This window comes from Aminobacter sp. GW821-FHT11F06 (assembly GCF_058808215.1).
In genome coordinates this window covers 220522-239219 of sequence record NZ_JBXARL010000010.1, presented here as the reverse complement: position 1 = coordinate 239219, position 18698 = coordinate 220522, and the positions used below count along the sequence as shown (strand labels likewise).

Sequence of the window (18698 nt, the reverse complement as noted above, 5' to 3'; positions counted from 1 at the left end):
CATAGAAGTGTTGGCAAACGAGATCGTCGCCATCAAGAAAAAGCTGAAAATGGTAACGGCGGAAGAAAATGAGGGGATTACTTGACGCTTGAAGACGGCAAGCCGGAAACCGTGGTCATAGACGGCAGAGCGCCCCTGACCATCGAAATCCAGTACAAGCAAATGGACGCGGAAACTCGAAAGGCGCTCATGAGTAAGTGCGTGCGAGCCTTGGCAAGACAAGCGGCATGGAATGATCACATTGAGGCTTTGAAGCGCAATACGTGAGGGCGCCGGTGTCCTGATCTTGTTCCGTGGCGTTGCAACTCCTACATGCAGCGCCCAACGATGTTTACGGGACAGATTTATGCTTACAGCCGAAGAAATTGCCGAAGCCAAAAAGATCACGCCTTACGCTTCCAAAGACCCGCTTCATGAACACGACGATTGCATCCGGATCGCCTTTGAATGGCTGGACGCTCAGAAGAAAACCAAGGGTCTCTCCCAGAAATCCCGCGCCATTAAGCATCTTATCGAACAATGGGCCGGTCGCTATGTGTCACAATCTGATGTCGAAGTTGCCGCATACATGCATCCCGACATCATCGGCACCTATCCTCGTTTCAACATTAGCGCCCTGTTGATTGAGCCTAATCTGTCGCGCCTGGACGGGATTCCTGAAGCCAGAACGCAAATGAGCTATCGCGATACTCATGAGCGTGAACGCAATCGCAACTACGCATCTAAAGAGTGATTTGCGCAATTAATTGCACTTCGAAGTACATGCCGGATTGGGCGCTAGGGGATAGATATGACTGATAGTGATGTAATGTCGCGGGAAGAAACTATGGCTTTCATCGCGGAGATGGTGGCCGCCACGTTCCGTGGTGAAGAGCCGCGAAAGCCCTCCCATTTCAAGAAATATGTCCGGCCAGAATATTTGGAAGACGCCATGGACATGGTTACACGAACTATCTCAGAAAATCTTGAGAAAATGCCGGAGAGGGTTTCCGACGATTTTGAGGTTCAGGAAGTCGTGCGCCAAAAGACCGATGAAATGGTTGCCGAAATGGTATTGATGACCCGCAAAGTTCTAGAAGAGCTTACTATACGCCCCTAACTGTTCCGGCTCCCTGCCCCGCGAAGGTCTCCCGCCAGCTTGGCGAGCCTCTGGCTTTCAGAATAGCGGAAGCCGTCCGGGGCATTGCTCTTCAGGGCAGCATCCACGGCGGTTGCGACTTGCTGGGCGAACCGGGCGTCCTGCCGGGGATTACCGGAAGAGCCGCCCATGTTGATCGCCAGCGACGGCGCATAGGTCGAGGAAGAGGAAAAGGCGTTGCGGCTGGCGAAGCCCCCCGCCGCGAAGGCGGGAGCTTTACCGCTGTTGATGGCCTCAAGCACGGCGCGGTGCTTCCGGGTGGCACGGGCGTTAACGACAAATTCCCCGTCGCTCAACATGGCGGGGATGCTGTCACTAGTCGAGGTTCCCGGCCCGGACACTTCCCCGCCTCCTGCAAAGCCTAGCAGCCCGCCAAGCAAGCCCACGCCCCCGCCCATCGGGGCGGACAATAGCTGCTGAAGCAATTGCTGAACCGCCCCGCCGAACTGCCCCAGCCCCGGCACGGCTTGCGTCAAAGGACCAATCAGCCCGGTGACGCCCTGCGTCATGCTGCCGATGCTGGGGACGGCCTGCGTTGCGGCCTGTCCGATGCCCTGAAGCGGGGGCTGCATGGCCGTCATGGATTGGCTGGCCTGCTGCATTTGCTGCTGAAGGCGGCGCTGGGCTTCGATCTGCTGTTCAACGATTTGCTGTTGCTGCTGGGCGATGCTGCCCGTGGTCATGGGGTCGGGTGTCCCCGCAAGCATCGTGTCGGACTGCCCCGGAAGGTTGATCCCGTATTCGCCGGGGCGGAACCGCTGAAGGTCTGCGGTCGTGCCGTGGCGGTGCGCCCCCAGCTTCGGCCCGTCGAGCGCGTCAATCCAGCCGAAGTTGTTCGGGGTCGATGCCGCACGGTTCGCATAGTTCAGGTGGTCGCCCACGATGGACGGCGTGCCTGCCGCCCGCTGGGGAAGGTATTCGTCCACAAGGCGCGATGCACGCGCATAGCGGGGATCGTTGACGGACAGGTCATCAACGGACCTGCGGCCATGCTTCCATGCCGGGGGACCGTTCACGTCGGAGAACTGCTTACGGGCATTCACAACGTCGGTGACGCTATCGCCCCACTTGCCGGAAGCACGACGGTTCAGGATGGTGTCTATGATCCCTTTGCCCTGCGCATCGCCCTGCGAAGTCACCCATTCCGTCATGAGGGTTTTCTTCAGGTCGGTGATTTCCTGCGGGGTTAGGCTGATCGTCTTGGCGAAGTTCGTTGCCGCGTCCTGCATGGCGGGCTGAACCGTCTTCGCAAGCTTCGCGCCATCGATCCCCAGCGGGCCACGCGAGCCAAGGTCCGGGGTCGAGACAGGCGGGAGGGGGGCACGCTCCACGGTGCCAAGGGGAGCCGCATAGGTCTGTTCCGTGCTAATCGGGGTGGCGGACACGGCGGGGGTGATCGTGACCGGCGACGACGCAGCCGCGTCTGACGACGGGGACACGGCCCTGCCGATGCTGCCGAAGAGACCGCCCGTGCCCTTCAGGGAACCGGCAAGCGGTCCCTCGCCCAGAAACGCCGCCTGAAACGCCATGCGCACAAGCTGGGCGAGAAGCTGGCGAAGAGCGTCCAGCGCCGTGGTGGTGCCAGTAGCGATGCCAGTCAGGGCATCAACCGCGCTTTCCCCGAAGAACCGGCTAAGTTCGGCGGCGTCATCCTGCGATTGCGCAAGCTGGCGGGTGGTCTTCTCGGCATGGGCCATGCCCTGCGCATACTGCCGGATTTCTTGCCGCTGCTTGTCGGTCAGGTCGATGCCGTCGCGCTTCGCCTGATTGAGCATGTCCATTTCATAGCGGTATGCGACGGCTGCATCGGCGCTCATGCCGAATGCCTGCGCTTCCTGCTGCTGGACCGTAATGAACTCTTGTGCGTCCGCGACGATGGCGGAATAGGTTTCGATCTGCTGGCGGGCCTTCTCCTTCGCCTCATCCGACGTATCCGTGACCTTGGGCGGCTTGGCGGGCTTCTCCCTGCCAATAGCGGCAAGAGCTTGCTGGCGAAGGGCATACGCCTGATTAGCCTCACCGATGCTACGGGCGTTCTGCAAGGCCGTGCGGTATGCCTTGTCAATTTTCGCCCTGGCATCGAGCTTCGCCACTTCTTCGGCAAGTTCCGGGATTTCCCCCTTCAGCGCCCGGATGGCGTCGGCATAGGACTTCATGCCCTTCGCCGCCGTGTCGGTGGCGGTCTGGGTATTGGCAATGGTGTCGTTCAGCTTCGTGATGTCGGGAACGGCTTCCGCCGCGCTATCGCCCACGTCCTTGCTGCGGGCGTCGAGCACGTCAAGGATACGTTTCTCGGTGGCGCTGATTTCCTCATTGGCCTTTTCCAGCTTCTCAATCGAGCGGTCGAAGACCGGGCCAAAGATGCCGATGCTGTCTTCCTTCTCCCCCCGAAGGCGAAGGATTTCGTTCTCGTTTTCCAACCGCTTCATGCCAAGGTCGGCAAGCTGTGCGTTCAAGGTGGTGGATTGCTGTTCCTCGAAATCCCGCATGCGGTCCATGAAGTCGAGAAGGTCTCCGGTCATGGAGACGATGGCCCCCTTGAACCGGGTGCCGATGGTCTTGCTGATCAGGTTGAACTTCCGGTCTATCTCATCGGCCTTGGCAACCATGCCCTCGTCAAGGATCAGGCCGAATTCGTTGGCCTCCTCGATCATGTTGCGGATGCCGGATGCGCCCCGGTCCAGAAGCTCCACGAACCGTTCGCCAGCGGTGCCGCCGAATAGCTCATCGGACACGCGGATTTGCGCCGCCCGGTCCAGTTGCTCCATACGGGCAACGATGTCCACCAGAAGGGCGGACGGGTCTTTCAGCTTGGTCTTCAGTTCGTCGGCACCGTATCCGAGACGCTTGAAGGCATCGGCCCCGCCGCCGCCCCCGGTTACAATGAACTCGTCGGCGCGAAGCTGAAGCTCCTTCATGCCATCGGCAAGGGCGTCCACGCTGATGCGGTTTTGCTCGGCAACGTAGGACAGTTCCTGAAACGCCTTGGTTGAAAGACCGGCCATCTTGGCTTGACTGCCGATCATGGCAACGCTGTTCGCTACGTCGCGGACGGCCCCGGCGATCTGCTGAAGACCGGCAACCGACATGCCGCCGATCAACCCCCCGGCGAATGCTGCGCCGATGCCTTTCAGGCTGGTGCCGATGCGGGACGTGGCCCCGGCGAAGTGCTTGTCTAGCGCGTCGGCAGAGCGCTTGCCCCGCCGCTCCATATCGCCCATGCCCTCATTGGCGATCTTCCGGGCGCGGGCCATGGCTTTTTCAAGCTGGGTAACGCGGCCTTCGATGTCATAAACAAGTCTGTCTTCACCGGCCATGCGCGGGCCTCCTTGTGCAATTAATTGCAATCACCAAACCAAATCGGTGGCGGTCACGTTCGGGTCATCGAAGATGGACGGGGCGGAACCTTCCCCGGCTGCGGCACGGGCAACGGCCATCGCGGAAGCAACGGCCCCGTCGATCTTGAATTTGCTCTTGCCCTTGCTGAACTTGACGTTCCCGGCTGGGTCGGTCTCGACAACGATGTTGTCGAAGTGCCAGCGAAGAATGCGATGCCCGCCGTGCTGGAACTTCCCGGCGAGGATGGCGCGTTCAAGCTCTTTCGTTGCCGGTGCCATGGACGCGAAGCCCTGCCCGAACTCTATGGCGGGCAATCCGATGTCCAGTAGCTTGTTGATCGTCCTACGGGCGTTCCAGCGGTCAAGCGCGATCTCGCGAACGCCAAAACGCTCGCACAAATCTAGGATGCGATCTTCTACGAAATCGTAGTCCACGACATTGCCGGGGGTCGGCGTGATAAGACCGTCTTCGGCCCATGCCGGATAAGGCATCCCGCTTTCCGATGCCCGCTTGTGCAGGTTGTCGCCGGGGCAGAAAAACCACGGGTGGACGATGTAACCGCCGTCGCCGTCACGCCATGCAGCCACGATCACGGTGAGGTCGGAATTGCTGGAAAGGTCCACGCCAAGCCAGCACGGTTCGCCTTCGAGGTCGGACAGGTCGAAGGGTTCCGCGCCCTGGTCATAATCGGCCATGTCCACGAAAGGCGCATGGCTGTGATCCTGCCAGATGTTGAGGTGGTATCGCTGGAAAATGGACCGTTCGGCGGGCTTGTGCTCGGCTTCCCGCGCCATCTGGCGAAGCCCCTCAAGATCGGGATAGCCGTGTTTCAATCCCGGATTGGCGGCGTGCCAAACGGCTTCATCGCGCCAATCGGCATCGCGGGGCGTCTCGAACAAGATCGGCAGGGTTGCCGGGTCGTGGATTTCACCACGGGCAACCTTGCGGGCATAATCGATCACGTCGAAGGCAAGATTTTCCTGCCCCGCGCCCGCTGTGGTGGTGATGACGGTCAGGGAGTTTGCCACCTTCGCCGCACCGGCACGCATGGCCCCCCATAGCTCGCGGGGGTCACGTTTCAGCCACGCATGGATTTCGTCCGCGATAATCAGGCTGGGCGTGCGGCCCTGTGCCGTCCCGGCATCGCTGGCAAGGGCTTCGTATTCGATCCCGCCCGGAAACATGATCTTGGACACATAGTCCCTGATCTTCGCGCCGCGTGCTGTGTCGATGGTCTTGGCGCTGTTGCCGATGTTGGGCGCATTGGCATAATCGCCGTCGATCATGCCCGCGACTTCCTTGAAGACGCCCTTGGCCTGTTTCTTGTCCACGGCGACGGACACAAGCTGCGCACCGGGGCGACGTTCCGGCCCCTTCGCGTGCAAGAGCGTGATGGCCCCCGTGAGCGTGGTCTTGCGATTGCCACGCGGGACCAGAAGCATGGCGGTCTTGACGATGCGGGAGCCGTCCGGGTGGCGTGGGCCGTAAATCTGCCGGATGATCTTTTCCGCCCATGGATCGAGCGGGAAGGCGTTCCCCGGCAAGGTGGAAAGCGGGTGCCGCAAGCTGCGGATATAATCAACGGCCCGCTGCCCATGGCCGAAGGTGTCTTCGATCTCCGGGAAAGGGTTCTTCGGCTTTTTGCGGATGACGATGGGCATGGATCAATCGGCCCCCGTCGCCACGCATCGAAGGTCCAGCCCCTCCTGGCGTCCAAGCTCCTTGATCTCCTTCAGGTCGTAGGCGCGGCCCTGATAGGTCATGCGGTCGGCGGGCGTGATGCCGTCCATGTGACGGATACGAAAGACGGTCGCGGCTTCGGTGGACGCGCCCCAGCCCTTCATGAACTCTTCCGTGGTGGCCTGAATGATCTGGGCGCGTACTGTGGCAAGGTCCGCCCACGTCTCAACAGGGGTGCCGTAATCATCCACGGTCGAGGTGAACCGCTGAATGGTGATAGTCTTGTCGAGCTTCCCAGCACGCATCACGCCACCTCCACGACGGACGCCTGAAGCGTCATGATCCCATGCGAATGCAGCCCGCCCGGATCGCGGATGAACCGGGAAGAGGCAATGTGAAGGTCCGCCACGTGCAGGCCGGTGACGTTCCAAAAGGTATCGGCAAGGGCATCGCGGATCGTCCCGGCAATCTGCTTCGAGACGGCAAGACCGGGTTCCTTTTGCCAAATGTGCAGGTCCGCGAAGACGTGATGACGGCGACGGGCAAGCCCTTCGTCGGGGACCGTCTGGCCTTCGCCTATCAGGATGCACGGGAAGGTTTCCGGGCGGCTGTTACGGTCCAGAATGGACGTTGCCGGGACAAGCGAAGTGAGGGCGGACGCTGCCACGAGACGGGCGCGGATAGCGGCCTGAAGGGCAAGGCTGGGTTCGGTCATTTCGCCTCCTTCACGGCCTTGCGGATGGCACGCGTGATGCGGCTGCGGACACGCTTGCGGGAGGATCGGACCACGGGCCAGAAATACGGCTGGGCGGTGGTCTCGGTTGTTCCGTATTCCACGAGATGCGCATAGCGCACGTCGCTGTCGCCCGCCGTCACGATGGCCTGAAGCTCATGCGCGACACGTGCGCCCCCCGGCTGGCTATGGGCTGGCGTGGTCTCTCCCGGCCCGGTTACGCGAATGCTGTCACGCAATGCCCCGGTGTCCACGGGAGTATGAAGGCGCATGGACACGGCCATGCCGGTTGCTGCCTTCACGATCTCGGGGGCAACGGCGGTGCGAACCGCTTTCGGGATGGCCTTCATGCGCTTGTTGAACCTGTCGAGGCTGGGATTTTTCGCCATGTCAGAAGCTCCATTCCCGGTGCTGATCGATGATTGACCAGATGCCGAAGGGCACTTCTTCAGCGGTGATGCCGACAAGGGTTGCTTCCCGGTTCTCATAGAGGTGTCCGACAAGCAGCCGCACGGCCTCTTTCAGGTCGCCGGGGACTTCGGCCATGTCGGCAAGGGGAGTTGCCAGCCAGCGGCCAATCCATGCTTCGGCGGCGTCGATCTTGGCGGCAATCAGCGCGTCGTCGGCGTCGGTGGTGATGTTGAGATGCGCTTTTGCGTCGGCAACGGTGATGACGGTCATGCCGATGTCCCTTCAAAATGAGTTTCGTGCCTCCCCGCGCCGGTCCCCGTGGGTTCGGTGAAAGTCTCGACATACCCCCCGGTATCGGTGGCGATGCTGGGCGTGCTGTCGGGCGCTGGGGCATGGATGCCGTCCAGCATTCGGCGGATGGTCTCGGCATTGCGCTTGCGAAGACGGCGATGCTTCGGGCTCGGCATCGTCGGCGTGGTGAATGCTCGCTCTATCGACCAACCGTGTTGATGGATGCGGTCCCGCAAGGTGCATTCATTGATGCCGAGTTGCTTGGCCCACTTCGGAAGAGATTGGCTCTTGCCGTTGAACGTATAGAACCGCTTGCCATCGACGGAACGGATGGGATCGGGTTCGGGCTTGGGGCGCCGCTGAAGATGTCCATCATAGACGGCATCGGTGATGGACAAGCCGCGCTTCAAGCGTCCGCGAATGGTGTTTTCCGATACGCCGGTCAGGCGGGCAATGCCTGCGATAGTGCGATAGCTGCCCGCGAAGTGATACTTCACCTTGTCCATGATCGCTGTGCCTCCTTGCGCTTTTCCTGCGATTGCAGTGGTCCGTCGTGGCAGGGCTGACAGGCCGGGGACCAATTCTTGCGGTCCCAGAACAGCTTGCGGTCGCCCTTGTGCGGGGTGGTGTGGTGAACGATGGTGGCCTGTGCGCCGCATCGTGCGCATCGCGGGTGCGCCTTCAGGTAAGCCGCACGCTCCTTGCTCCACTTGCTGTCATATCCGCGTTCTCGTGCGGTCGGTCGCTGGGCGTCGTGGCGAGCTTTGCGCTCACGATCCCGCTGGATCATGTGCGGGCAGCGGTCGCCGGGAGCGACGACGCAACCACATGCGCGGATAGACGGTGCGGCATAGGGCATCGGTCATGCCCCCTTTTCCCGCCTGACGATCTTGGTGCCGAAACCGCCGAAGACGCCCCTGAACTTGTCGTCCAGGCTGATGTCGGATTGCGGCTTGTCGGTCTTGTCGTCGGTACCGCCAAAGATCGCCCGCAACATGGACATGCGGCCATCGTGGGCGAGCATGATTTCGGCGGGCGTGGCGTCCAGCGTGTCTTGGGGCGTCCAGCCCAGCCAGCCGGTGCCGATCTTGTAGAGCCCGGAAAGGTATTCGCTGAATGGCTGGGATTTGCCCTTGGCCTTGCCGTTGTCGTTGGCGGCTTCGGGTTCGTCCATGCCCGTGAGGGCGAGCACATACCGGACAAGGGGTTCGCGGAAGGTCTCAAGCCCATTGTCGAGGATGCGCGTTTCCAGCATGGGGATGTCGGCGTGCTCGCGGATAATCTCGCACGCTGCCGTCAAGCGGCCGTCCATGATCTCCCGGAGAAGACCGGCAAAGGAACCGGGGCGGCGCTCAAGGCGGATGGCAAAGCGAAGAGAGGGGCGAAGCTCTATGGCCTCGCCCCCGATGCTGACAGTGATGCCGTCTGCCAGCTTCGCCATGGCTTACGCCACGGTCAAAGTGTAGGCGGCGGACACGGTGCCCGCGCCGGTATAGGTCGCGGTGATCGTGAAATTCGACGTGCCCCCTGCGGACGGGGTGCCGGAGATTTCGCCGGTCGCGGCATTCAGGGTCAGGCCAGCCGGGAGAGTGCCCGCCGTGACCGCATAGGACACGGTGCCGGTGCCGCCCGATGCCGTGACCGTCGCGGTGTAGGCGGTGCCGCTGGTGCCGCCCGTGAGTGCGCCCGGTGCCGGGGACATGGTGACGGAAGGCGCTGCCGGGATTTCCAGAATTTCGCCGTCGATGGACAGGGCGAAGGTGGTGCGCACGATGTTGTCGGCGTTGCCGTAGTTCGACTTCGCGGACATGACCGGGGCGCGGAAGTAATAGACCGTATTTTCGCCGGTCGGCGTCGGCTTGTCGTTCAGTTCCACCTTGAAGGCATACTTGAACCAGTCGCCAGCGGCGGCACGAGCGCGGTTCTGGCCTTCGTCGCTGGGATCACGGCCCACGACAACCTCAAGAGCGCCGGAGTTGAGCGAGCCTTTGAGCTTGCGGACATAGCCATCCGCCAGCGAAATGAAAGTCTGTTCGGAGCCTTCGACGCCGAACTCACCGATGTCTTCGACTTCCTTGATTTCCAGCCACGTTTCCGCCTCGTACTGTGCGAGCGTGGAAATCGTGTTGTTCGCCGCGCCGATGAAAAGGCGGCTCTTCGCATTGGTATGGATTGCCATTGATATGGTTCCTTTCGGCAGGGACGGTTATTTTTCGATCTTGAGAAGCCGGAGGGCTTCGGCCTTCGTGACGCCACCGCCGACACGACGGCGAGCATGGAAGCGGACAAGGCCGTTCACCTGCTGGCTGTAGGGATCGCGAAGGACGGATAGGTTCACGCGGTCGAAGATGCGGAAGGCGCTGTTGAAGTCCCCGAAGACGATTGGAAGAGCGTCCGCACCTGTCGCAGGGTAATCCGGCATGTCGGGAAGCTCCACGACGGGACGGCCCAGAATGGTGGGCGGATTGCCAGCTGTCAGCGCGTCCTGCCAGAGGTAATCGCTAGCCGAGTTTTTCAGCTTGCGGACTTCCCCGATCATGGAACGGTTCATGCCCCAGACGGCGCGGGAAGCGTATGCACCGGGAAGGTCGTGGAACACGTCAATGAGGTGGTCGGCCTTGAGGTCTTCGCCGTTGGTCTCCAGCGTGCCGATACCTGCCGTGTTCAGAAGGCCGTTCGGCTTGCCGGTGCCGTCGCCGTTGATGAAGGCTGCACCTTCGGCCCGCCCGAACTCTTCCGCGAAGTCGAAGGCAAGTTCAGCTTCGAGGTTGAACGCGGCGTCTTCGAGAAGCGTATTGCTCACATCTACGTAGCACTTGAGTTCGTAGACGTTGATTTTCTGCTGACCATAGGCGGGCTGGGTGGCGGTGGCCGGGGTCGTTTCGCCGCCCCAGCTTGCGGTCATGGTGCCGGTGCGCTTGGGAAGCAGGATTTCGCCCGCCGATGCCGGAGCGACACGGGCAACGCTGCGGATCGGAGAGAAGAGGACCAGATTGCGGTCAAGCTCGGCAACGAACTGTTCCGGGGCGAGATAGCCGCCCGCCGTGTCGGTTGAAACCGTAAGGGCGCGGACTTCTTCTGCCTGCATGCGTTCAACGCCCGTGCGGACGAAGGCATTGAATGCCCGCACTTCGGCGGCGGGTTCGTTCTGCTGTTCGTGTTGAGTGCCGGGACGGTTCAGGCGCGTTTCAAGCTGGGCGATGCGGGCTTCGGCGGCGCGAAGGGCGTCTGCCTGCCGCGTCTCGAATGCTGTTGCCGCCGTGCGAAGTTCGTTGACGGCTTCGGTAGCTGCTGCCAGCGGGTCGGTGTTGTCCGGGGCGCTGCGGATTTCCACCGGTGCCGAACGGGTTTCGAGATCATGGGGGATAGGCGCGTTCATAGGGGTCAACCTTTCAGGATGGTGGAGGCGGCGCGGACGGAAGAGAGGAAGGCGGACAGGCCAGGGGTATCGGCGCGAACGGACGTGATCCCGCTGCCGGGGACGCTGGGGAACGCCACGATGCTGATTTCGTGAAGGCGGGCTTCCACGATGCAGCGGACGCCGTTTGCGCGCCGTTCGTCCTTCACTGTGCGGAAGCCGATGGACAGCCCTTTGATGTCGCCTGCCTGCAAGAGGGAGCGGACTTCAAGCGCCTTCGCGACGGCAAGGTTCAGCTTGCCCTTGGCGGTAAGGCCATCGGCGCGGACTTGAAAGGAAGACCATGAACCGATGACGTTGGCCGGATCGTGCGCCCAGAGCATCGGAACAGTGCGGCCCTCAAGCCCCCGAAAGGCATCGGGTGCGAACTCGGTGCGGTAGGTGTCCACGGTGTTGAAGCGGACGGCCACGCCCTCAATCTCCCCCGTGTCGGTCGGCGTGGTGAAACGGGTCTCGAAATCAAGCGTGTCGCCGTTGCGGGCTTGGCGGGTTTCGAGTGCAATTAATTGCACGCGGTCATTCTTCATCGGTCGTGACCTTTCCGAACATGAGCATTTCGAGGGTGCCCACGGCGACGGGGAAAACCTCCACGACTGGGCGCGGGGCGGCGTAGACCGCGACAAGATCAGCGGCGGTTTGCGGGGTCTCGCCCCCGCCGATCAGCCCCAACCGGATCACGGCCAAAAGCTCGGGATGGCGGAAGTCGCCAGCGAAGAAGCGGCGGGACAGTCCGCCGATGCCCGCCCCGGTGATGCGCTCAAGCTCAAGTACAAGGTCCGGGGACAGGCGGAAATCGCGGTCGGCGTCCCCGAAGAAGGTGCGGAAGGCGGGAGCTTCAGCCATTGGACTTGCTCCCCTTGCCGTTGGCCGTTGGCCCCGTGGTCGTGGTCGTCGTGGTGATATGCGGATTGGCGAACTCGTTGCCGCCGGCATAGGGGGCAAGGTTTTCGCGGGCGCGGGCTTCATTCGGGTTCAGGACACGGGCGGCGATCAACTTCGTGTAGGCTTCCGCACGGGCGGCAAGATCGCTGCGCAAGAGGTCGTCTGTCAGGAACTCGGCATAGAAGGTGGGGCGGTCTTCCGGGTCGATCAGCTTCAACCGAACTTCGCCCTGCCAAGCCTTAATCCAGCGGTCGAGGGTGAAGCGAAGGAAGGTCGCGCCCATTTCCCCGGCGTTGCCCCACGTCGCTCTCCCCAGTTCAAAGACAAGGTGAGGTGGCACCCTGAAGGCTCGGCAGATTTCGAGAACAGAGTGCTGCCAGAGTTCGAGGGTCTGCGCGTCGGCGCTGGAAAGCGTGATCTGCTCATACTTGGCGTCGGCATCCAGGACAGCCGTCCCGCCGCTGGAGGTCATCGCCTGCCAGCTTGCTTTCATCTTCGCGGCGGCTTCGGCGGTGAGGCTGCGGGCGAATGACAGAATACCGGACGGGCGGGCCTGATTGGCGAAGAGGCGGGCAACGTGCTTCTCAATCGCCATGTTGACGGCGATGGCCTCCCGGCACTGTATGACGGGGCTGGCCCCGCTCACGCCGTCGATGCTGGGGGCGGCAATGTGCAGGATTTCGCGGCGGTCATAGACACGCTGGCGGGTGCCTTCGGAGACGCGATAGGTTGGTTCGTTGGTGATCCTGTCCAGTTCGACGGTGACGGCGGACGGCTGAAGCCGGATCAATTCGACGGGCTTGCCGTCGCGGTGTCGGTTGATGAAGGCATAGCCGTTGCCCCAAAGCAGGGCGTCCCGCGTGATCTGTTCCCGGAAGCTGCTCGCGGGCGTCCATTCGTTCGCCTGATCGTGAAGCAGGGCATAGGCCGGGTGTTCCGGGGCGCGTGCGCGGGCTTCGCCGTCGCGCTGGTAGATGAACAGCGGCAAGCCCCCGATGGCTTCGCTGATCGCCTCCACGGCGGCGCGGACGGCGGGGGAACGCATGGCGTTGGACGGGCTGACAGAGACGCCCGCTTGAGACGGGGCAACGCCGAAGAGTTCAAGCAGCCAAGGTTCGGGGTTCGCAAGCGAACGCTGTTCCGCGTCGGTCTGTGCAATTAATTGCACTTCCGCCGCGTCTGTCGTCTGCCGGGATCGTTGGAAAGGCCACATGTGTCACGTCTCGAAATTGAACGTGACAGCCAATCTACTCACATTTGCGGAGGGGTCTACAAGACCGGGTGGCTGTGGCCCACGGGCGCAACCGGGGCGTGGGAGGGGGCTATGGGGGTGGGTTCCATTCCGGGGGAGAGACGAGCGAAGCGAGTATCCCCGGCATCTTCCCGGAAACGGGAAGTCTCGCGCACGCGATGGATGATGGATAGCGAAGCCGGATAGATACGATGATAATGAACGTAGTGAATAATCAAAGTATCTGTGTATGCATTAGCTCATGCATTAGCTCATCCATTAGCTCACCGACTAGCTCAAACTTCCTGCCTTTCCGTCTCCTAGGATCGCCATCAATTCCGCCAGTGATTGCGGGCTGTCTTCTTCCGTTTTTGCTGGGGGCGGCGTCTGGGCAATCGATTTCGCGGCGGGCTTCACCGGCTTTTCTGCCTCGCCCCCTTCCTTCAGGCCAAGGTGATACCTGTCGCCGGGACGGCCATCTGACAGTTCCAAAGCAAGGGCCGTGGGCCGAATGTATGCTAGCGGGCGCGTTCCGCCGTGCTGGCCTCGCTGCCGTTCAATAAGCCCGTAACTCTCAAGCAGGTTCAGTTGTCGCTTCAACGTCGCAACGGGAAGCCCGGTCTTCTCGCTCCACCATGGATACGGATAAGCGGCCCAGCATCCGGGAACGCCGGGGCGGCGAGCGGTGGAGCCTCGCCAAGTCACCATGATTTGCCCGAATAGGTCGCGGGCCTTCGGGTACTGTCGCCAGAAGCCTTTCAGGTCTTCCCGCGTCTTCAGGGGGCTGTCGTCCTGAAGTGCCTTCGCCGCCTCTTCCTTGGCGAGTGCGGCCTTGATCTGGGCTTTCGCCTTCTTGCTGTTCAGGTCATGGGTCATTCTGCGGTCCACTTCGGAATGTCTGAATTGTGGAGCCGGGGAACGATGGTAGATTGTCGATTGCAAGGAACGCCCTCCAGCGTGGACGTTTCATCGACAATGCTTCGTTCTCCTTGCTTGCCTGTGTGGCGAAATCCCCCGGTGGTGGGCACCCCCGGGGGATTTTCTTTTTGGCTGAGGTGAAAGCGGTTAGCAGACGCAGGAAATTCGCTTTTCTTTTCAATGCCGGGGTTTTTGCGGGTTAGCAGATGCAAGGCATTGAAAATGCGGGAAAATGGTACAGCCCTTGGGCGTACCAGGTTTTTCAAGCATATAATCAACACTTCGATGAACTGTCATCGGCAGCCGATGGCAGTCTGGAAGTCTTTGCGCATATAGGCTGGCTGAATGCTGGCAAAGCGCCACCAATCTCGCTGAGCTGGAATCGGCGCCGTTGGCCACTCCCATCCACTGCGCGAATCGCAAAGCCGCGGATCGAAGAAAAACAGGCCGGCTACGTCTTTGCGCGCCTTGTGATTCCAATCAGGCGGATGCTCGCCCGCAGCCGGTGCGATCTGGAATCAGCGCGCCCCGCAGCATTTCTTGAATTTCTTGCCTGAACCGCAGGGACACGGATCGTTGCCGTTGCGCTGCAGATAACCGATCAGCGGCAACAGCGCAGCCGAAGGCAGGAGTGCTGCTGTCACCGCGGCAAGCTTGGCCGAGAATCCCGGCACCACAAGGCGACGGCCGGACCTGAATCCTCGCCAGGCGCGCTCGGCAACGTCCTCCGATTCCAGCTTGGGCAAGATCTTGAACAGAGCCGTCTGACTTGCGCCTGACCGCTCAAGGAACTCCGTCGATACCGGTCCAGGAGCCACGCAAGTAACCGTCACCCCGGTCTTGCGCACTTCTTGATGAAGCGCCTCCGAAAAGGTGCGCACAAAGCCCTTGCTGGCATAATACAAGGCCATGTAGGGGCCAGGCGTGAAACTGGCCACAGAACCGAGGTTGAGCACCCCGCCACGCCCTCGCGCCACCATTTCCGGCAGGAACCGGAGCGTCATGTCACTGAGGGCGCGTATGTTGAGATCGATGATTCCAAGCTGGTCATCCATGGGCAGTGCAATCGCCGAACCGCGCAAGCCGTAGCCGGCACTGTTGACCAGGACATCGCAGACGAGACCTTGCGTCGACAGAAAGTCCGCCAGCCGCTCTGACGCGTCACCGGCCACTAGATCCAGCTCAAACGTGAACGCCTCGCCGCCCGCTTCGCGCACGTCGGTCGCTGCAGCAGCCAATCCTTCAGCCGAACGCGCAACCAGCACGACAACAGTACGCTCTCGAGCCGCGACCTTGGCAATGGCCCTGCCGATCCCACGAGACGCGCCGATGACCACGACCGCCGGTCGAAACTGTTCATTTGGCTTCATGTACCGGCACCTGAAGCCGCCGCGCCGGGCTCAGCTTCGATTTGAGCAATATTTCGCACCTCACTGGCCACCGCACCGTTCAGTATTTCCTCGAACCTCACGAGCGCGCGCGCGACATTGGCCCCGTCCATGACCCGGTGATCGTAGTGGATGCGCACATCCACCGATCCGTCCTCGCCAATCGGACCGTAATTGAGCAGCGTGGTCAAAGGCGTCAGCGGATTGAGCGACTCGGCACCAAGGCCGGAATAGACCGAAAGCTGGAAGGTTCCGAAATAACGCGCACGCTGCCGCCCGATATTCAGCCCCAGCCACATCAGCAGCCATCTGATGGGCCCAGGCGCCCGCGCCATCTTGAGCGCGCGCCGGAAATCCTTGATTTCCAAGACAGGCAGCGACCGCGCAGCGTGGAAGGATGATTCCAGTTCGGCGATCGAGCGGCCCTCCGGACACCTGATCGTGCTCAGCAAGACGACGCGTTCACCATCGTGCTCGCGCTCATGGGCAACGGAGGCCACGCTCACCGGGAACTCATAGAGCCGCGGCCAGGGCAGCTTGATGTAAGCGCGCCGCAGATCGGGCATCTCTCGCGCCAGCAGCGCATACCCCTTGAGGAAAAGCACAGTCCAGGATGACCTGCTCTGCTGCGCCATCCTGGCGGCTTGCAACGGTCCGAGGTTCATCCGCCGCTGCACCGTGACACGCGGAATCCCAATCGAAAACCGCATCAGATCGCAGACAAGACGTCGCGCCGCCGAAAGCTTGAAGGCCCGGCCTCTCATCGTGCCACCTCTAATACAGATAGGGGATAATGCGCTTCGTCCTCTCCATATAGACCCGATATTGCGGGCCGAAGATTTCCTCCATCATACGCTCTTCCTTGTCCACTCGAAGGAAAAAAAGGGTTGCGAATCCAACCAGCCCAGCCAGCCCAACAACCCAGTTCGACAGCAAGAAGGTCTGACCAAGGCCCATCAGCAGGAAGGACGTGTACATGGGGTGACGTATGAAGGCATAGGGCCCGCCGGAAACCAGCTCATGCTGCTGGCGGATCTCCAATGTGATCGACCAGTTCCGCCCGAGTTCCTTGTGGGATCGATGGAAAACCCACAGTGCTGCGGCAAACAGCACGATTCCGACAACGACAGCCCACGCGCTGGCTGGATAGTCGGCGGCTTCAGGAATTCCGGTAGCGACATAAAACGCCGGGAAGATCGCGAGACCAAAGAGCGCGCACGCAAGCCCGATGGCGTCGGAACGCGAACGGCGGTCGCTTACGACCCTGACCCGCTTGGCGCGACGCTCGAAAGGATAGCGGATGACGTACCACCCAACGATACCTAGAACCCACGCGGTCTGGCCTACTGACGCTATCGAAATGCTCAATCTACGTTCCTAAGGCCTTGAAAGGGTTCGCAAGCAACCCCGCAGCTCATCGACTTTTCCGAACTCAGCCAGCCGATGTGACCGTGGGCGTTTTAACTGCAATCCTTCGGCCGGCATTCATCTCGCGAAGCTTGGTTACAAACTGCTGTGGCCGAAGTTGGATGGCGGGGGTCTTGTAGCCCATCGAGCGCGCTATGTCGGCGACAAAAGCGTTGCAGTTGTAGAGTGCCGCTTGCCAGACAGGCGAAGTCGCCTGCAGCTTGCGAATATTCGCAACGATTTGATTGTACTCGGCTTCGCTCAGCATGACACGCCAACTGGCCGACCGGTACTGTTCTTCCAGGTCGCCATCGCTCCAGCCCGTCTCGGATTTCACCGGCACGAAATGCCCCAGGACATAAGGAACTTCACTTGTCGATGCTGGATGCAAACCCGCGACCTGTGGATTGATCATTTCCCCATTCTTGGTCGAGCGCCCGAAGACGACATAGGTGTGGCCATAACTCAGCGCATAGCGTGAGCGGAACTCGATGAAGTAGCCGCTGCTTTGAGACGCGCTTGTCGACTTGACCTCGCGCGCAGATGAATCTGGCGCCACCACCGGCTTGCCGGCGCCATCCGAATTCGAAATGAAACGTGGTTGGGGACTGCTGTCCTGGCATGCCGCTGTCGTAAGCGCCATCAAGGCAACAATAAGCAAACGGCTGCCTAGAAGCGCCATTTCCACAGCTCCGCTTTTGACCTGGGATGAGCCAAGACCACAAGGCAGGACATATCCATGACCAGTGTCCGGACAGCGACAGCTAGGGTCAAAGTGCCCTAGCCCAAATTGAAGAAGGTGGTGGGAGGGCCGATTGCGGCCCTCCCACAATCAACAGGCCAATCTTACTTGTAGATTGGAGCCGGTGCCGTCTCGACGGCGGCGGGCGGCGGGGCCTTCCCCTTACCTTTGCCGATGGTTCCGCAGCCAGTCAGACTGACCACGGCGAACACGGCGACTACTGCGACTAGAAATTTGCTCATTAGCAATCCTTCCCCCTAAGGTGGAATCGGTATCTAGACAAAGCCCCACAAATCAATTGTGGACCATCATAAGCTAGCGGTCAATTGCACCACGGCCTAGTGCAACAAGGACACAGTCGAAGCAGTTTACGTGGCGTAAATTTGCTAGCCGGCACACGGAGATTGCGCGATGCGTTTGCCGCGCCAGCATCAGATCACCAGCACCGTCGTACCCACTGGGGTACGTTCATAGAGATCTATGATGTCGTCATTTGTTAGTCGAACGCAGCCACTCGATACTTCGGTGCCGATCGTCCAGGGCTCGTTTGTACCGTGCAGGCGGAACATCGTGTCCTTGCCTCCGCGATAGAGATAAAGCGCGCGCGCGCCGAGCGGGTTGTTGGGGCCGCCAGGAACCCCGCCGGCATATTGGACGAGTCGCGGTTTGCGCTCCATCATGCTCGTTGTGGGTGTCCAGGCAGGCCAGTCCGCTTTCCGGCCGATGGTCGCCTTACCCTTGACCGTTCGCCCCTGTTCGCCGACGCCGACACCGTAGCGCGTCGCCCAACCGTCGCCTTCGACGGCATAGAGGAAACGTTCCGACGTGTTGACGACGATCGTACCGGCAGGCTCGCTGCCGTCATATTTCACACGCTGGCGTCTGAAGCGGGCATCCACGGGAGGGTGCCCCTCATAGGCCGCCATCATGGGCACGCCTGGTATCGATGTGCATCCGGAAGCCAGCAATGCCAGGCTACCCAATACGAACCCGCGTCGGGTGATTTCGCTGTTGTTCATGTTGACCTGCTCAAAAAAGACCGATCCCCAAACATCAGCATCATCTTAGCTACCAGAATTTGTCTGTCCAGATACGGCATACTGACTTGATTTCGACACAC

General features: G+C 61.1%; 24 protein-coding genes. 4 read left to right on the top strand and 20 right to left on the bottom strand.

All coding sequences use genetic code 11. The features are described 5' to 3' along the window. Positions 1-81 precede the first annotated feature (81 nt). From AC1RTB_RS22970 to AC1RTB_RS22960, 3 genes are all read left to right on the top strand, one after another. On the top strand, positions 82-267 hold the full coding sequence (locus AC1RTB_RS22970) for a hypothetical protein (protein ID WP_492881167.1): 186 nt from the start codon (positions 82-84) through the stop codon (positions 265-267). 79 nt (positions 268-346) lie between these two features. Next, complete coding sequence (locus AC1RTB_RS22965; RefSeq protein ID WP_492881166.1) at positions 347-733, top strand: hypothetical protein; 387 nt, start codon at positions 347-349, stop codon at positions 731-733. 57 nt (positions 734-790) lie between these two features. Further along, positions 791-1099 carry a hypothetical protein gene (locus AC1RTB_RS22960; RefSeq protein ID WP_492881165.1) on the top strand — a complete coding sequence of 103 codons (309 nt, stop codon included), beginning with the start codon at positions 791-793 and terminating at the stop codon, positions 1097-1099. Here AC1RTB_RS22960 and AC1RTB_RS22955 read toward each other — a convergent pair. The 14 genes from AC1RTB_RS22955 to AC1RTB_RS22890 form a co-directional block, all read right to left on the bottom strand. Then, complete coding sequence (locus AC1RTB_RS22955) at positions 1096-4455, bottom strand: hypothetical protein (protein WP_492881164.1); 3360 nt, start codon at positions 4453-4455, stop codon at positions 1096-1098. The genes AC1RTB_RS22960 and AC1RTB_RS22955 overlap by 4 nt on opposite strands. Positions 4456-4485: 30 nt before the next feature. Further along, on the bottom strand, positions 4486-6138 hold the full coding sequence (locus AC1RTB_RS22950) for a terminase large subunit (protein WP_492881163.1): 1653 nt from the start codon (positions 6136-6138) through the stop codon (positions 4486-4488). Between the two features lie 3 nt (positions 6139-6141). Beyond that, a complete protein-coding gene (locus AC1RTB_RS22945; protein WP_492881162.1) occupies positions 6142-6462 on the bottom strand; it encodes a phage head closure protein in 321 nt (106 codons plus the stop codon). Beyond that, positions 6462-6872, bottom strand: a complete 411-nt coding sequence (locus AC1RTB_RS22940) for a DUF3168 domain-containing protein (protein WP_492881161.1) — start codon at positions 6870-6872, stop codon at positions 6462-6464. Before AC1RTB_RS22940 ends, AC1RTB_RS22945 begins: the two co-directional genes overlap by 1 nt. After that, entirely contained in the window at positions 6869-7279 is a 411-nt protein-coding gene (locus AC1RTB_RS22935) for an HK97-gp10 family putative phage morphogenesis protein (protein WP_492881160.1), read from the bottom strand. Before AC1RTB_RS22935 ends, AC1RTB_RS22940 begins: the two co-directional genes overlap by 4 nt. A 1-nt stretch (position 7280) precedes the next feature. Continuing rightward, positions 7281-7571, bottom strand: coding sequence for a head-tail connector protein (locus tag AC1RTB_RS22930; RefSeq protein WP_492881159.1), 291 nt, complete (start codon positions 7569-7571; stop codon positions 7281-7283). Continuing rightward, positions 7568-8098 (bottom strand): hypothetical protein, encoded by a 531-nt coding sequence (locus AC1RTB_RS22925; RefSeq protein WP_492881158.1) that lies wholly within the window; start codon positions 8096-8098, stop codon positions 7568-7570. The genes AC1RTB_RS22930 and AC1RTB_RS22925 overlap by 4 nt, the downstream gene beginning before the upstream one ends. 356 nt (positions 8099-8454) lie before the next feature. Continuing rightward, complete coding sequence (locus tag AC1RTB_RS22920; protein ID WP_492881157.1) at positions 8455-9033, bottom strand: hypothetical protein; 579 nt, start codon at positions 9031-9033, stop codon at positions 8455-8457. A gap of 3 nt (positions 9034-9036) precedes the next feature. Next, positions 9037-9771 (bottom strand): Ig domain-containing protein, encoded by a 735-nt coding sequence (locus tag AC1RTB_RS22915; RefSeq protein WP_492881156.1) that lies wholly within the window; start codon positions 9769-9771, stop codon positions 9037-9039. Positions 9772-9798: 27 nt separating this feature from the next. Beyond that, positions 9799-10926 (bottom strand): phage major capsid protein, encoded by a 1128-nt coding sequence (locus AC1RTB_RS22910; protein WP_492881155.1) that lies wholly within the window; start codon positions 10924-10926, stop codon positions 9799-9801. 50 nt (positions 10927-10976) lie between these two features. Next, positions 10977-11537, bottom strand: a complete 561-nt coding sequence (locus AC1RTB_RS22905) for an HK97 family phage prohead protease (protein WP_492881154.1) — start codon at positions 11535-11537, stop codon at positions 10977-10979. Beyond that, positions 11527-11853 carry a gene transfer agent family protein gene (locus AC1RTB_RS22900; protein WP_492881153.1) on the bottom strand — a complete coding sequence of 109 codons (327 nt, stop codon included), beginning with the start codon at positions 11851-11853 and terminating at the stop codon, positions 11527-11529. The genes AC1RTB_RS22905 and AC1RTB_RS22900 overlap by 11 nt, the downstream gene beginning before the upstream one ends. Beyond that, a complete protein-coding gene (locus AC1RTB_RS22895) occupies positions 11846-13105 on the bottom strand; it encodes a phage portal protein (RefSeq protein WP_492881152.1) in 1260 nt (419 codons plus the stop codon). The genes AC1RTB_RS22900 and AC1RTB_RS22895 overlap by 8 nt, the downstream gene beginning before the upstream one ends. Positions 13106-13414: 309 nt before the next feature. Continuing rightward, entirely contained in the window at positions 13415-13999 is a 585-nt protein-coding gene (locus tag AC1RTB_RS22890; protein ID WP_492881151.1) for a hypothetical protein, read from the bottom strand. A gap of 248 nt (positions 14000-14247) precedes the next feature. Between AC1RTB_RS22890 and AC1RTB_RS22885 the strand changes: the two genes are divergently transcribed. Next, a complete protein-coding gene (locus AC1RTB_RS22885) occupies positions 14248-14598 on the top strand; it encodes a hypothetical protein (RefSeq protein WP_492881150.1) in 351 nt (116 codons plus the stop codon). Here the strand turns inward: AC1RTB_RS22885 and AC1RTB_RS22880 are convergent. The 6 genes from AC1RTB_RS22880 to AC1RTB_RS22855 all read right to left on the bottom strand — a co-directional run bounded on the left by AC1RTB_RS22880 (position 14560) and on the right by AC1RTB_RS22855 (position 18597). Next, the gene (locus tag AC1RTB_RS22880; RefSeq protein WP_492881149.1) at positions 14560-15411 is read right to left on the bottom strand and encodes an SDR family NAD(P)-dependent oxidoreductase; all 852 of its coding nucleotides are present in this window, start codon (positions 15409-15411) and stop codon (positions 14560-14562) included. The genes AC1RTB_RS22885 and AC1RTB_RS22880 overlap by 39 nt on opposite strands. Continuing rightward, positions 15408-16193 (bottom strand): hypothetical protein, encoded by a 786-nt coding sequence (locus AC1RTB_RS22875; RefSeq protein WP_492881148.1) that lies wholly within the window; start codon positions 16191-16193, stop codon positions 15408-15410. Before AC1RTB_RS22875 ends, AC1RTB_RS22880 begins: the two co-directional genes overlap by 4 nt. Positions 16194-16203: 10 nt before the next feature. Further along, positions 16204-16791 carry a protein-S-isoprenylcysteine O-methyltransferase gene (locus tag AC1RTB_RS22870; RefSeq protein ID WP_492881181.1) on the bottom strand — a complete coding sequence of 196 codons (588 nt, stop codon included), beginning with the start codon at positions 16789-16791 and terminating at the stop codon, positions 16204-16206. 70 nt (positions 16792-16861) lie between these two features. Then, the gene (locus AC1RTB_RS22865) at positions 16862-17518 is read right to left on the bottom strand and encodes a hypothetical protein (RefSeq protein WP_492881147.1); all 657 of its coding nucleotides are present in this window, start codon (positions 17516-17518) and stop codon (positions 16862-16864) included. Positions 17519-17682: 164 nt separating this feature from the next. Beyond that, the gene (locus AC1RTB_RS22860; protein WP_492881146.1) at positions 17683-17820 is read right to left on the bottom strand and encodes an ABC transporter; all 138 of its coding nucleotides are present in this window, start codon (positions 17818-17820) and stop codon (positions 17683-17685) included. Between the two features lie 189 nt (positions 17821-18009). Then, the gene (locus AC1RTB_RS22855) at positions 18010-18597 is read right to left on the bottom strand and encodes a L,D-transpeptidase (RefSeq protein ID WP_492881145.1); all 588 of its coding nucleotides are present in this window, start codon (positions 18595-18597) and stop codon (positions 18010-18012) included. Between the last annotated feature and the right edge of the window lie 101 nt (positions 18598-18698).